Genomic DNA, 12,808 nt, shown 5'->3' with positions numbered 1-12,808 from the left:
AATTTAGTAAGTTTTTTAAATAAAAATAAAAAAATTGAATACTTTTGTTTTGCTAAATCGTTATATATTATAGAGGGGTAAATAAGGAAAGGAGTGCTAAATTTTGGAAGAGATATATCAAAATAGTTATTTTGAAGATTTATTAACTAAATATGAGAAATTGGTTTTTTCAATATGCTATCGAATGACGAATAATTATTTTGATGCTCAGGATTTAACACAGGAAACTTTTATTTCAGTTTACAAAGTTATGGAATCCTTTGATGAGAAAAATGAAAAAGCATACATTACAAGGGTAGCTACAAATAAGTGTCTGGACCATTTGAAAAGAGCTGAGAGAAGAACAATGCCAAGTGAGGATGAAGAACTTGAAAGAGGAAGCCCACCGGTTGATTCAGCAGAGAAGCAAGTTATGGAAATAGTTGTTATGGAACAATTAGAAAAATGCTGTAATAGACTTAAAGAACCATACAAAACCGTTGCCTATGAATATTTTTATAAAGGGAAAACGGCTAAGGAAATAGCAGAACATATAAATGCTAATGTACATACGGTGCAAACTCAGATAAGGAGAGTAAGAAAGGTTCTTAGAACACAATGGGATAAGGAGGAACTGCGATGAATCATTTAAAAGATGAAGAAATAATTTCATATTATAATCACAAATTAGAACAAAATGAAGAAATCAATTTGTTAAATCACGTGTCACAGTGCTTGGTATGTGCAGAAAAATTTGCAAATCTTTTTCCTGTTGAGGAGTTAATTTCACCAACTGATAATTTAAAATATGAAATAAAAGAAAAAATAAATGATGAAAAAAATCAGAAAATTATAAAAACAAACGGTGAAATACATAAGACAAAAGCAAATATTATTCCGTTAAACAAATATAAAAATAGGAAAACAGAACTTATTTTGTATAGCTCAAAGGTTGTTGCTGCTGCAGGAATTGCTGTACTTATGGTGTTTAATATGGATTCAATTAAGCCAAATTTAGTCGGAACTAAAATAGAAACAATGAAACAGTTAAATAACAAATTTTCGATATCGAGAATGTTACAGCAGTATACGGAAAAGATAGGAGCCGGAATGAAAAATATATCCGGAGGAATAGCCGAAAATTTAGAATTTGATAAAGGAGTGTATAAAGATGAAAAAGCAAAGAAGTAAATTTTGGAATTTTTGCCTGGCATGTATACCTGGTGCAGGGCAGATGTATTTAGGATTTTTTAAACAGGGAATTAGTTTAATGTCCATATTTATGGGATGCTGTGCTATTATTTCTTTGATTGGAGTTGATGCAATTGCATTTGCACTTCCTGTTATATGGTTTTATGCTTTTTTTGATGCATTAAATAAAAATTCATTGTCAGCGGATGAGTTTTCAAAATTAGAGGATGATTGGTTAATAATCAAGAACACGGATGAACTTAAATTTAATGTTAAAAAAGTAAGAATTATAGCAGCAGTGATATTAATACTTATAGGAATAAATTCCTTGTATAATGGTGCGATTAGTTTTTGCTATCAGTTAGGAATAGATTTAGATAATACTGTATTTGGATTAATTAGATATGCGTTACCTAAATTAGTATTTTCAGTGTTAATAATTGGAGCTGGAATTTATTTAATTAAAGGAAAAAGAAAATCAATATACGAAGAAAATGTAAGTATAGATAATACAAAGTTAGATGGCGATTCAGAAATTATTGAAGATAATTTTATTGAAAATGAAAAAGAAGCAAATGATGAAATATTAAGCGATTAAGGGGGAATAAGAAATGAAGGAAAGAAGAGTAGGTACATTTACATTTGGAATAAGCCTGATACTTTTTGGTGTGTTATTTTTAATTAAAACAATATTTAAAAGTTTTAATTATGCATTTATTTTTCATATGTGGCCAATTATGCTGATTATGTTAGGAGGAGAAATTATATATTATACTTTAAGATTTAATGACAAACATTTCAAGTATGATATTGGTGGAATGTTTATGATATGTTTTCTTATCCTATTTGCGATGGGGATGGCAGGTGTGGAATTTTTGATGGACAATTATCCTCAATATATTCAGTTGTAATGTGTAATATTATTTGAGGCTAATAGGTTAAATATAAAGAAGTGTTTTAGTATAAGATATTTTAAATGTATTGTAAAAGATAAATAAAAGTAAATTTTAAATATAACCGGTCGGGGATGCAAACGACCGGCTATATTTAGTTATTTGGCTAATTACCAAATAATTAATTTTCAGATTAATTTACAAATTAATTGTCAGGTTTAATAGTTGGTAAAGTTTAAGTAAGTCTTTTGTTGTAGCATAAGTAATTTGGATGCTTGTTATTTTAGTGTTGTATATTATGAAAAAAAATGAAAATACTAGATAATAAAATCAATTAAGAAGGAGACATGAGATAATTATGAGAATATTATTTTATGATACAAAAAAATATGATAGGGATTCATTTGAAAAAGTTACGGAAAAATATCCGGAAATAGAAATTGAATATACAGATACAGATATTAATTCAAAAACTGCAAATTTAGCAAAAGGGTACAAGGCAATCTGTGCATTTGTAAGTTCGGATGTAGGAAAAGAAACAATAGATTGTCTAAGTAAAAACGGCGTTGAACTTGTTTTATTAAGATGTGCGGGATTTAATAATGTAGATTTAGAAGAAGCAAAAAAGAAAAATATAACAGTTATGAGAGTCCCGGGATATTCACCTGAAGCAGTTGCGGAACATGCAATGGCTTTGGCTTTAGCTTCGAGCAGAAGAATTCATAAAAGTTATATAAAGGTTAGAGAAAATAATTTTAGTCTTACAGGACTTACAGGAACAAATTTGCATGGAAAGATAGCAGGAATAATAGGAACAGGAAAAATAGGAGCAACGATGTGCAGAATATGCAGAGGATTTGGAATGAAAGTTATTGCATATGATTTGTATAAAAATCCCGAATTAGATTTTGTAGAATATCTGGAATTAGATAAGTTATTAAATGACAGCGACTTAATTTCATTGCACTGTCCACTTACAGAAGAGTCTTATCATATGATAAATAAAAGTAGTATAGCAAAAATGAAGGATGGAGTTATTCTTGTAAACACATCAAGAGGAGCCTTAATTAGAACAGAAGATTTAATACATGGAATTAGAGACAAAAAGTTTTTCAGTGTAGGATTAGATGTATATGAAGAAGAAACAAATAATGTATTTGAAAACAGAGAAGATGATATTTTAGAAACTTCTATTACTGCAAGACTATTATCTTTTCCAAATGTTATAGTTACCTCGCATCAGGGATTTTTGACTAATGAAGCTTTAGAATCGATAAGTATTACTACATTTGAAAATGCAATGTCATATTTGAATGGCAATTTAATAGAAAATAATGTAGTTATGTAATTAATGTTATTTTTCTTTTTATCCAATATCGCATAATTTAATAGAAACGATATATTTATGTAAGTGACCTGGATTAGATGAACAGGGTGGTCCAAATCATGTCGGAAATTATTGTGATGCACCGTATTTATACGATACAAAAGATGACAAATTAATGGAAAGAAATACTCTTTCATATATTAATCATTTTAGTCACTACATAAAACCGGGAGCTAAAAGAGTGGCATTTAGCAGATATTCAGACGATGTAGATGTTACATCATTTGAAAACCCTAATGGAGATATTGTGGTAGTCGTGTTAAATAAAACAAATGAAAGCAGACCTGCCGGTATTAGAGTTAATGATACGGTAGCACAATTAGATATGCCACCAATGTTAATTATGACAGGAGTAATTAATTAGAATATCCAATCTTAAAAGACCCTCGATAGTTAGAAAAAATCTAACAATTGAGGGTCAAATTAATTTTGTATTTTAGAAAATTTGTGTAATTAAGCCAGCAATGACAATAATTCTGCTTTTGAAACTAAACCAATACTTTTGTTTGTTATTTCACCATTTTTAAATACTATTACTGTTGGAATAGAAGCTATTTTGTATTTAACTCCTAAGCCGGGTTGCTCGTCAACATTTACCTTTCCAACAACTATATCATTTCGTTCTTCAGCAATCTGTTTAATTACAGGTGAGAGCATCTTACATGGACCACACCAGTCAGCCCAAAAATCTACAAGTACAGTTTTGTCACTGTTTAATACTAATTCATCAAAGTTTTCAGTTGTAATTTCTAATTCCATATTAAAGCCTCCTTTATCTAAAGTTTGCATAATGATGATAGAAAGATAATTAGATGTGTTATCTGTTTTAGCCTTTCATCATATAATGATTATACACATTTTTGTTAAAATTATTAGTATATAAAATAAAAATTGTATTAAGATAATATATAAAATAACATGATAATTATTTATCAGCATCTTCTTCAGTAATTAATTTCAAATAATCAACATAATATGTTTCAGAAGAATTTTTTAATTGGGAGTTAGCCATTTCCTGCTTTAATTTTATTTCAGCTCTTTTAGCATCACTTAAAACTCCGGCACCGCCTACACAACCACCGGGACATGCCATTCCTTCTAATAAATATCCATTGTATTTTCCTGCTTTTGCTAAAGTAAGCATTTTTTTACACTCTGCAAGTCCTTGTGCACTGACAACATTGACTTCTTTATCAGGATCAATTTTCTTAATAACATTTTTTACAGCATTAGCAACACCGCCACTAGCAGCAAATCCTTTACCATCAGCAGAAGATGTCTGGAGTTCCTCTTCAACTTCTAATTCAGAAAATTCAATTGATTTAGCATCAAATATTCCCATAAGTTCTTCAAATGTAAGAACAAAATCAACATCACTTCTAACGCTTCGTCTGCTTGCTTCAAGTTTTTTAGCAGCACATGGCCCTATAAAAACAACCTTACAATCCGGATGGTCTTTTTTAATCATACGACCTGTTAAAACCATTGGTGTAAGTGCCATTGAAATACAATTTGCATATTCAGGGAAAGTCTTTTTCGCCATTACAGACCATGCCGGACAACAACTTGTTCCCATAAAAGGAATCTTTTCAGGTACTTCTTCAAGGAAATCTTCAGCTTCCTGAATTGCACATAAGTCTGCACCGACAGCAACTTCAATCATATCTTCAAATCCAACAGCTTTTAAAGCAGCGCGTACCTGTGCAGATGTAACAGCACCGCCAAACTGATTTACAAATGATGGGGCTATTGCTGCATATATTGGCGTGTCACTCTTAAGTGCAAGAACAGTCTGGAATATCTGGCTTTTATCGACAATTGCACTAAATGGGCAACTTACAAGACACATTCCACAAGATACACATTGTTCATAATCAATATCTGCACGTCCATATTCATCTGATTTGATAGCGTTCATTCCACATGCTTTTGCACAAGGACGTTCCTGTTTGATAATGGCATTATAAGGACATGCTGAAACACATTTACCACATTTAATACATTTATCCTGATCAATAATAGAACGACCGTTTTCCATATGAATAGCTTTTTTAGGACATACTTCAATACAAGGATGTTCTAAACAACCCTGACATCCGTTAGTTATTAAAATTCGTTTTTCAGGACATGCATGGCATGCAAATTTAATTATATTAATAAGTGGTGGATCATAGTATTTTTCATCAATAGCACTTTTATCAATACCTTCCGAAAGAGGAGCATGTTCAGATACTTTTCTTATAGGGAGTCCGATAGTAGCACGCAATCTTTCTCCTATAATTGCTCTCTCAAGAAAAATATTGTCATAGTAGTTACCGATTTCACCTGGCATAATCTTATATGGTAGTTCTTCCATACGTGAAAAATCTCCACCTTCATATGCCATTCGGGCAACTTCCGTAAATACTTTATGCCTAATCTCAGTTTTATTTGAGTATATACCTCTCATATTTTTATCCTTTCATAGTAATTTAATAAAATAATTTCATAATTATAAGTTTTCATTCATAGAATGACGATTAATTTAAATATATGGGGTGCTATGTATATTATGCTTTAATAAACAATAGCAATATTATCTAAAATTATAACATAGTGTAATTATTTAAAACAAGTTAAATATAGGTAGAAAACGATTCCTTAATTCATTAAAAACATATATAAATTGAACAAATAATATTAATAAGTTGGTAAGGCATAGAAATATATATAATTTTATGGTGGAAAAGTTATTTGTATATGTGATAAAATTGTACGAATAGTTTTAAGACAAAAGAAAAAAATATAAGTAAATATAAAAGAGAGATAAAGAAATGGAAGAAAATAGTGAAATCAGAAATCCGTTAGGGATTGAACCGATAAGTAAGTTGTTGCGTAAATTTGCAATACCAAGCATAGTAGCTATGCTTGTCAGTTCTTTTTATAATATAGTGGATCAGTTTTTTATAGGAAGAACTGTTGGAACATTAGGAAATGCAGCTACGAATGTAGCATTTCCTGTAAGTACAATATGTGTAGCATTAGGTTTACTATTTGGAATTGGTGGTGCGGCAGCATTTAATATTGAAATGGGAAAAGGAAATAAAGAAAAAGCCCCCTTTTATATAGGTAATGTTGTTACAGGAATAATGATACTTGGAACTATAATAGCTATAGGAATATTATTGTTTTTAACACCTTTATTAAAATTTTTTGGATCACCTGACAATGTTTTAGGATATGCTAAAGATTACGTTGGTGTTACGGCAATTGGAATACCATTTCTTATAATGGGACTTGGGGGAGGACATATTATAAGGGCGGACGGAAGCCCTGATTTTTCTATGACATGCAATCTTGTAGGTGCAATAATTAATATAATTCTTGATTATTTGTTTGTTATGGTATTTGATTGGCAAATGAAAGGGGCAGCGTTAGCAACAATTATTGGACAATTTGTTTCGTTTGTCTTAGTGATAAATTATTTAAGGCACTATAAGACAGTAAAGTTAAAAAAAGAACATTTTATTCCTTCTTTAAAATGTATTGGTAGAATTGCATCATTAGGGGTTACACCATTTTCAAATCAGATAGCAATAATGATTGTTCAAATTACATTAAATAAATCTTTGACATACTATGGGGCGTTATCAAATTATGGGGATTCAATTCCGTTAGCGTGTGCAGGCATAATAATGAAAGTTAATCAAATTTATTTTGCTGTGATAATTGGACTATCGCAGGGAATACAGCCAATTGCAAGTTTTAATATAGGCGCAAAAAATTATAGCAGAGTGAAAGAAACATATAAACTAGCTGTTATAAGTGGTACAATAGTATCAGTGATAGCCTTTATAATGTTTCAGGTTTTCCCAAGAAATATCATTAGTATATTTGGAAATGGTACAAAAGAATATTATCAGTTTGCAACAAATTATTTTAGAATATTTTTGTTTATGACATTTGCAAATGCGATACAACCAATAACTTCAACTTTTAGTACGGCAATTGGAAAACCAATGAAGGGAACTTTTCTTGCACTTACAAGACAGATTATTTTTCTGCTACCTTTAATAGTAGTTTTACCGATGATATTTGGAATAGATGGCATTATGTATGCGGCACCTATAGCAGATGGTGGGGCAGCAGTTATATCAATAATTGTTATACGAGGAATATTTAGAAAAATGGGAGAATAAAATGTACTATATTTATATGTTAAGATGTAAAGACGATTCGATTTACACAGGGATAACTACGGATTTAGATAGAAGAATGAAAGAACATTTTGGAGCAGGAGAAAAAAGTGCAAAATATACAAGAAGTCATGTGGCTTTAAAACTTGAAGCTGCTTGGCAGACAGAAAATAAAGCACTTGCATCTAAATTAGAATATTGGATTAAACAACTAAGCAAAGCACAAAAAGAGATTCTTATAAAAGATGATACGAGAATGGATTCTATTATGGGTGATAGAATCGATGTAAAAAAATATAGTAAGAAATGTTAACGATTAGTTAAATTTTAAATTAAGTTGTTGACAGATTAAAAAATAAGAGTAAAATAATAAACGCTGTTTACAGTTAACGTTGTTAAATATAAACAGTGTTTATTTTTTTGCTAAAGTCTAATTAAGCTTGGAGGTGACAGGATGAAATGAGCGAGTACAATAAGGAACTTGTAGAAAAGGTCATAAAAGGAATGATGAAATTCAGAAAGTTTCATCATCCAAAATTATCTGATGATATTTCAAGAATGGAAGGCAGTATAATATTTTGGCTTGTTAAATCAGAAAAAATGGAAAATAAATCAGTCAATGTATCAGAACTTGCAGAAGGATTGCATGTGTCAATGCAGTCTATTTCAAGAACACTAAAAAGTTTGGAAAATAAAGGATATATAGTAAGAGAAGTAGATTCTGATAATAGAAGGAATACATTAATAAAATTGTCAAAAAAAGGCAATGAACTTGTAGAAAAGAAAAAAAAGGATGTGGAAGGATATTTTGAAAGAGTATTTTCACATTTTACTGAAGAAGAATTACAGCAATATTTGAATTTTCAGGAAAAATTTTATGCAGCTATACTTGAAGAAGGCAAGACATTAAAAAAAGAAAAGGAGAATTAAGATGAGATTTTTTAAAAATTTCAAGGGGCATATGCCAATGGTATTTACAATAATAGCATTTTTGTTTATACAGGCTATGTGCGACCTGTCTTTACCTGATTATACAGCATCATTAATTGATACAGGTATTAATAATTCAGGAATTGAATATGCAACACCGGAGAAAATTTCAGAAGAAAGTTATCAGGGAATTGCAATGTGGATGACTGATAAAGAAAAAAGTAAATGGGAGTCTGCATATAAGAAACAAAGTAATGGAAATTATAAGTTAAAAGATAAATCAAAAGAAAACATGGAAAAGTTAGATAAGACTTTTTCAGAACCAATTCTTGTATATTCAATGATTTCTCAGGCACAGGACAAGAAGAACAATAATGAAAATACTGGTCAGGATATGAGTGAGTACATGAAAGAAATTGATATGGATTCTCTTGATAATCAGGCTAAGATGGACTTAGCAGCAGTTCAAAATGGAACTATGACACAGGAACAGTTTATGGCAGCTCATTTCGATTTAATAAGAGATACAGTAAGAGATAAAATGGGGTCAGCAATTGATTCTATGGGAGATTCTCTTGTTCAGTCTTCAGCTATTTCATTTGTAAAAAAGGAATACAAAAAAATCGGAGTAGATGTTGAAACAAAGCAAGTTAGTTATTTGTGGAGTACAGGAGCAAAAATGCTTGCAATGGCACTTTTAATGACTGTAAGTGCGATTATTGTTGGTTTCCTCGCATCTAAAGTATCAGCTTCAATCGGTAAAGAGTTAAGAGAAAAAGTATTTAATAAAGTATTGGAATTTTCTGATGCAGAAATTAATAAGTTCTCTACAGCATCATTAATTACAAGAAGCACAAATGATGTTCAACAGATTCAAATGGTATGTGTAATGCTTCTTAGAATGGTTGCTTATGCACCTATTCTTGCTGTGGGCGGCATAATAATGGTTATAAAAACACACTCAGGTATGGAGTGGATTATCGTAGTTGCTGTTGTTGCTCTTTTATGTTTGGTAGCAATATTGATGGCTTTAGCTATGCCTAAGTTTAAAATTATGCAGGATTTAGTTGACAGAGTAAACCTTGTTTCGAGAGAAATTTTAACAGGAATTCCTGTAATAAGAGCATTTAGCAGAGAAAAGAAAGAAGAAGAAAGATTTGATGTTGCAAATAAATCTTTGACAAAGGTAATGTTATTTACAAATAGAGTAATGACATTTATGATGCCACTTATGATGATGGTTATGTATGGAATTACAATATTGATTGAATGGGTTGCAAGCCACAGAATTAATCAGGGTGCTTTAGAAGTTGGGTCTATGACTGCATTTATTACCTATACAATGCAGATAGTTATGTCTTTCCTTATGATAACAATGGTATCAATTATGCTTCCTAGAGCAACAGTTGCAGCAGAAAGAATAGATGACGTTTTAGATACAGATGTTTCTATAAAAGATAAAAAAGAAGCTAAGATGTTAGATGCACCAAAGGGAATTGTAGAATTTAAAAATGTTGATTTTAAATATCCTGATGGAGATACAAATGTTTTAGAGGGAATAGATTTTATTGCTAAACCTGGTGAAACTACTGCTATTATAGGTAGTACAGGTAGTGGTAAGAGTACTGTAGCAAAGCTTATTCCTAGATTTTACGATGTAACAGAGGGACAGATTACAATTGATGGAATTGATGTAAAAGATTTATCACAGAAATCAATAAGGGATAATATTGGATATGTACCGCAAAAGGGAATTTTGTTCTCAGGAACAATTGCATCTAATATAAAATATGGAGCAGAGAATGCATCCGATGAACAAATGTTAGAGGCTGCAACAATTGCTCAGGCAACAGAATTTATTGATTGTAAAGAAGAAAAATATGATAGTCCTATTTCACAGGGTGGAACTAATGTTTCAGGAGGACAGAAACAGCGCTTATCAATTGCAAGAGCAATTGCAAAAAATCCTAGAATATATATTTTTGATGACAGTTTCTCAGCGTTAGACTTTAAGACTGATGCAGCATTAAGAAAAGCATTGAGTCCTAAGGTAAAAGAAAGTACAGTAATTATTGTAGCTCAAAGAATAAGCACTGTATTACAGGCAAAGCAGATTATTGTTTTAGATGATGGAAAGATGGTTGGAAAAGGAACACACAAGGAATTAATGAAGAATTGTGAGGTATATAAGCAGATAGCATCATCTCAGATGTCAGAAGCCGAATTGGCAGCAAGTTTAAATGAGGAGGTGGATAAAGATGAGTAATGAAAATAGAACAAATATAAATCCACCAAAAAGAATGAGAGGACCTATGGGCGGCGGCCGAATGGGGTCAGGTGAAAAGGCTAAAGATTTTAAAGGCACGATTGGAAAATTAATACGATATATTGGAAATTATAAATATGGCGTATTTGCAGTAATGGTTTGTGCAATGTTTAGTGTTGTATTTACTGTTGCAGGACCTAAGGTATTAGGTAAAGCGACAACAGCACTTTCAGATGGAATTATGAACAAGATATCCGGAAAAGGTGGAATTGATTTTGGATATGTTGGAAAAATACTTTTAATAGTATTGGCGTTATATGGAGTTAGTTGTGTATTCAATCTTATTCAGGGATTTGTAATGACGGGTATAACACAGAAAATCTGTTACCGTATGAGAAAAGAAATTTCAGAAAAAATAAATAGAATGCCACTCAAATATTTTGAAAGTAGAACATACGGTGAAGTTTTATCAAGAATTACAAATGATGTAGATACATTAGGAAATGGATTAAATCAAAGTATAACACAGTTAATTACATCTATAAGTACATTAATCGGTGTATTTATTATGATGATAACAATAAGTGTACCGATGACACTTATTACACTTATTACATTACCTGTGAGTATCTTATTAATTAGTTTTGTAATTAAACATTCACAGAAATACTTTAAGAGTCAGCAGGAATATTTAGGTCATATAAATGGTCAGGTAGAAGAAGTATATAGTGGTCATCATATTGTAAAGGCGTTTAATAAAGAAGAAACTGTAAAGAAAGAATTTCATGATACAAATGAAATCCTTTATAAATCAGCTTGGAAATCTCAGTTTTTCTCAGGATTAATGATGCCTATAATGCAGTTTGTTGGAAATTTAGGTTATGTTGGTGTTGCAATTTCGGGTGCTTATCTTGCTATAAATGGAAAAATTGAAATCGGTGATATTCAGGCGTTTATCCAATACGTAAAGAATTTTACACAGCCAATTCAGCAGGTGGCACAGGTTTCAAATATGATGCAGAGTATGGCAGCAGCAGCTGAGAGAGTATTTGAATTCTTAGACGAGGAAGAAGAAGACCAATTCGTAGCAAATCCTGTAGATATAAACACTGTTAAAGGAAATGTTACATTTGATCATGTAAACTTTGGATACAATGAAAATCAGACTATAATTAATGATTTTAGTGCTGATATTAAGGAAGGACAACAGATAGCAATAGTTGGTCCTACCGGAGCAGGAAAGACTACAATTGTTAAATTATTAATGAGATTCTATGACGTAAATAAGGGGCAGATTCTTATTGACGGACATAATGTCAAAGATTTTAACCGAGGCGAACTTAGACAGGAATTTGGAATGGTTCTTCAGGATACATGGTTATTTAAAGGAACAATTATGGAAAATATCCGTTATGGCAGATTAGACGCAACAGATGAAGAAGTAATTGCAGCAGCTAAGAAAGCTCACGCAGACCATTTCATCAGAACTCTTCCGGATGGATATAAAATGGAATTAAATGAAGAAGCAAGTAACATATCACAGGGACAGAAACAGCTTCTTACAATTGCAAGAGCTATACTCGCAGATAATCCGATTATGATATTAGATGAAGCAACATCTTCAGTAGATACAAGAACAGAACAAAGAATTCAGCGTGGTATGAATAATATGCTTAAAGGCAGAACAAGTTTTGTAATTGCCCACAGACTTTCAACTATAAAGAATGCCGATTTAATTCTTGTAATGAAAGATGGAGATATAATCGAGCAGGGAAATCATAACGAATTAATGGAAAAAGATGGATTCTATGCTAAACTATACAATTCACAATGGGCACAGCAGGAAGAAACAGCTTAGTTTTAGAAGATTGATAAAGAGAGAATAATTTTAATGAAAGAGCATCATAAAAAAGTGGTGCTCTTTTATTTATGCCTACAAAAATGTTAAAGAAAAATATGATAAAAATGCACAAAAATAATGCTTTGA

Annotated in this window: 13 protein-coding genes; 11 read left to right on the top strand and 2 right to left on the bottom strand. The window is 31.1% G+C overall.

Going from position 1 to position 12,808, the window contains the following annotated elements:
- The first annotated feature begins 103 nt into the window (after positions 1–103).
- From N5B56_RS12695 to N5B56_RS12665, 6 genes are all read left to right on the top strand, one after another.
- A complete protein-coding gene (locus N5B56_RS12695) occupies positions 104–622 on the top strand; it encodes an RNA polymerase sigma factor (protein WP_117910398.1) in 519 nt (172 codons plus the stop codon).
- Positions 619–1,170, top strand: a complete 552-nt coding sequence (locus tag N5B56_RS12690) for a hypothetical protein (protein ID WP_260979126.1) — start codon at positions 619–621, stop codon at positions 1,168–1,170. The genes N5B56_RS12695 and N5B56_RS12690 overlap by 4 nt, the downstream gene beginning before the upstream one ends.
- The gene (locus N5B56_RS12685) at positions 1,151–1,768 is read left to right on the top strand and encodes a hypothetical protein (protein WP_118565872.1); all 618 of its coding nucleotides are present in this window, start codon (positions 1,151–1,153) and stop codon (positions 1,766–1,768) included. The genes N5B56_RS12690 and N5B56_RS12685 overlap by 20 nt, the downstream gene beginning before the upstream one ends.
- A 13-nt stretch (positions 1,769–1,781) precedes the next feature.
- Positions 1,782–2,081: a LiaF transmembrane domain-containing protein gene (locus tag N5B56_RS12680; protein WP_022088241.1), complete on the top strand. Its 300-nt coding sequence runs from the start codon at positions 1,782–1,784 to the stop codon at positions 2,079–2,081.
- A 340-nt stretch (positions 2,082–2,421) separates the two neighbouring features.
- The gene (locus N5B56_RS12675; protein ID WP_260979125.1) at positions 2,422–3,411 is read left to right on the top strand and encodes a 2-hydroxyacid dehydrogenase; all 990 of its coding nucleotides are present in this window, start codon (positions 2,422–2,424) and stop codon (positions 3,409–3,411) included.
- Between the two features lie 154 nt (positions 3,412–3,565).
- A complete protein-coding gene (locus N5B56_RS12665; RefSeq protein WP_117910394.1) occupies positions 3,566–3,814 on the top strand; it encodes a glycoside hydrolase family 30 beta sandwich domain-containing protein in 249 nt (82 codons plus the stop codon).
- An 89-nt stretch (positions 3,815–3,903) separates the two neighbouring features.
- Here the strand turns inward: N5B56_RS12665 and trxA are convergent, their stop codons facing one another.
- Both trxA and N5B56_RS12655 read right to left on the bottom strand, forming a co-directional pair.
- A complete protein-coding gene (trxA, locus tag N5B56_RS12660) occupies positions 3,904–4,209 on the bottom strand; it encodes a thioredoxin (RefSeq protein ID WP_117910393.1) in 306 nt (101 codons plus the stop codon).
- A gap of 166 nt (positions 4,210–4,375) precedes the next feature.
- The gene (locus tag N5B56_RS12655; protein WP_022088070.1) at positions 4,376–5,899 is read right to left on the bottom strand and encodes a 4Fe-4S dicluster domain-containing protein; all 1,524 of its coding nucleotides are present in this window, start codon (positions 5,897–5,899) and stop codon (positions 4,376–4,378) included.
- A gap of 364 nt (positions 5,900–6,263) precedes the next feature.
- Here N5B56_RS12655 and N5B56_RS12650 point away from each other — a divergent pair, with 364 nt between their 5' ends.
- The 5 genes from N5B56_RS12650 to N5B56_RS12630 all read left to right on the top strand — a co-directional run bounded on the left by N5B56_RS12650 (position 6,264) and on the right by N5B56_RS12630 (position 12,679).
- A complete protein-coding gene (locus tag N5B56_RS12650; RefSeq protein WP_117910392.1) occupies positions 6,264–7,628 on the top strand; it encodes an MATE family efflux transporter in 1,365 nt (454 codons plus the stop codon).
- A 1-nt stretch (position 7,629) separates the two neighbouring features.
- A complete protein-coding gene (locus N5B56_RS12645) occupies positions 7,630–7,938 on the top strand; it encodes a GIY-YIG nuclease family protein (RefSeq protein WP_022088072.1) in 309 nt (102 codons plus the stop codon).
- A gap of 146 nt (positions 7,939–8,084) precedes the next feature.
- Entirely contained in the window at positions 8,085–8,555 is a 471-nt protein-coding gene (locus N5B56_RS12640; protein ID WP_022088073.1) for a MarR family winged helix-turn-helix transcriptional regulator, read from the top strand.
- Between the two features lies 1 nt (position 8,556).
- Positions 8,557–10,821, top strand: a complete 2,265-nt coding sequence (locus N5B56_RS12635; RefSeq protein ID WP_117910391.1) for an ABC transporter ATP-binding protein — start codon at positions 8,557–8,559, stop codon at positions 10,819–10,821.
- Entirely contained in the window at positions 10,814–12,679 is a 1,866-nt protein-coding gene (locus N5B56_RS12630) for an ABC transporter ATP-binding protein (protein WP_117910390.1), read from the top strand. Before N5B56_RS12635 ends, N5B56_RS12630 begins: the two co-directional genes overlap by 8 nt.
- The last annotated feature ends 129 nt before the right edge of the window (positions 12,680–12,808 follow it).

This window comes from Eubacterium album, assembly GCF_025336545.1.
Lineage (GTDB): Bacteria > Bacillota > Clostridia > Lachnospirales > Lachnospiraceae > Eubacterium_U > Eubacterium_U album.
This window is presented reverse-complemented; position numbering and strand designations above follow the sequence as displayed.

Coding starts and splice junctions, on each gene's coding strand:
- N5B56_RS12665 (WP_117910394.1), top strand. CDS start 3,566: ATGGAAAGAAATACTCTTTCATATATTAATCATTTTAGTCACTACATA.
- N5B56_RS12645 (WP_022088072.1), top strand. CDS start 7,630: ATGTACTATATTTATATGTTAAGATGTAAAGACGATTCGATTTACACA.
- N5B56_RS12650 (WP_117910392.1), top strand. CDS start 6,264: ATGGAAGAAAATAGTGAAATCAGAAATCCGTTAGGGATTGAACCGATA.
- N5B56_RS12690 (WP_260979126.1), top strand. CDS start 619: ATGAATCATTTAAAAGATGAAGAAATAATTTCATATTATAATCACAAA.
- N5B56_RS12630 (WP_117910390.1), top strand. CDS start 10,814: ATGAGTAATGAAAATAGAACAAATATAAATCCACCAAAAAGAATGAGA.
- N5B56_RS12680 (WP_022088241.1), top strand. CDS start 1,782: ATGAAGGAAAGAAGAGTAGGTACATTTACATTTGGAATAAGCCTGATA.
- N5B56_RS12640 (WP_022088073.1), top strand. CDS start 8,085: ATGAGCGAGTACAATAAGGAACTTGTAGAAAAGGTCATAAAAGGAATG.
- N5B56_RS12635 (WP_117910391.1), top strand. CDS start 8,557: ATGAGATTTTTTAAAAATTTCAAGGGGCATATGCCAATGGTATTTACA.
- N5B56_RS12685 (WP_118565872.1), top strand. CDS start 1,151: ATGAAAAAGCAAAGAAGTAAATTTTGGAATTTTTGCCTGGCATGTATA.
- N5B56_RS12675 (WP_260979125.1), top strand. CDS start 2,422: ATGAGAATATTATTTTATGATACAAAAAAATATGATAGGGATTCATTT.
- trxA (WP_117910393.1), bottom strand. CDS start 4,209: ATGGAATTAGAAATTACAACTGAAAACTTTGATGAATTAGTATTAAAC.
- N5B56_RS12655 (WP_022088070.1), bottom strand. CDS start 5,899: ATGAGAGGTATATACTCAAATAAAACTGAGATTAGGCATAAAGTATTT.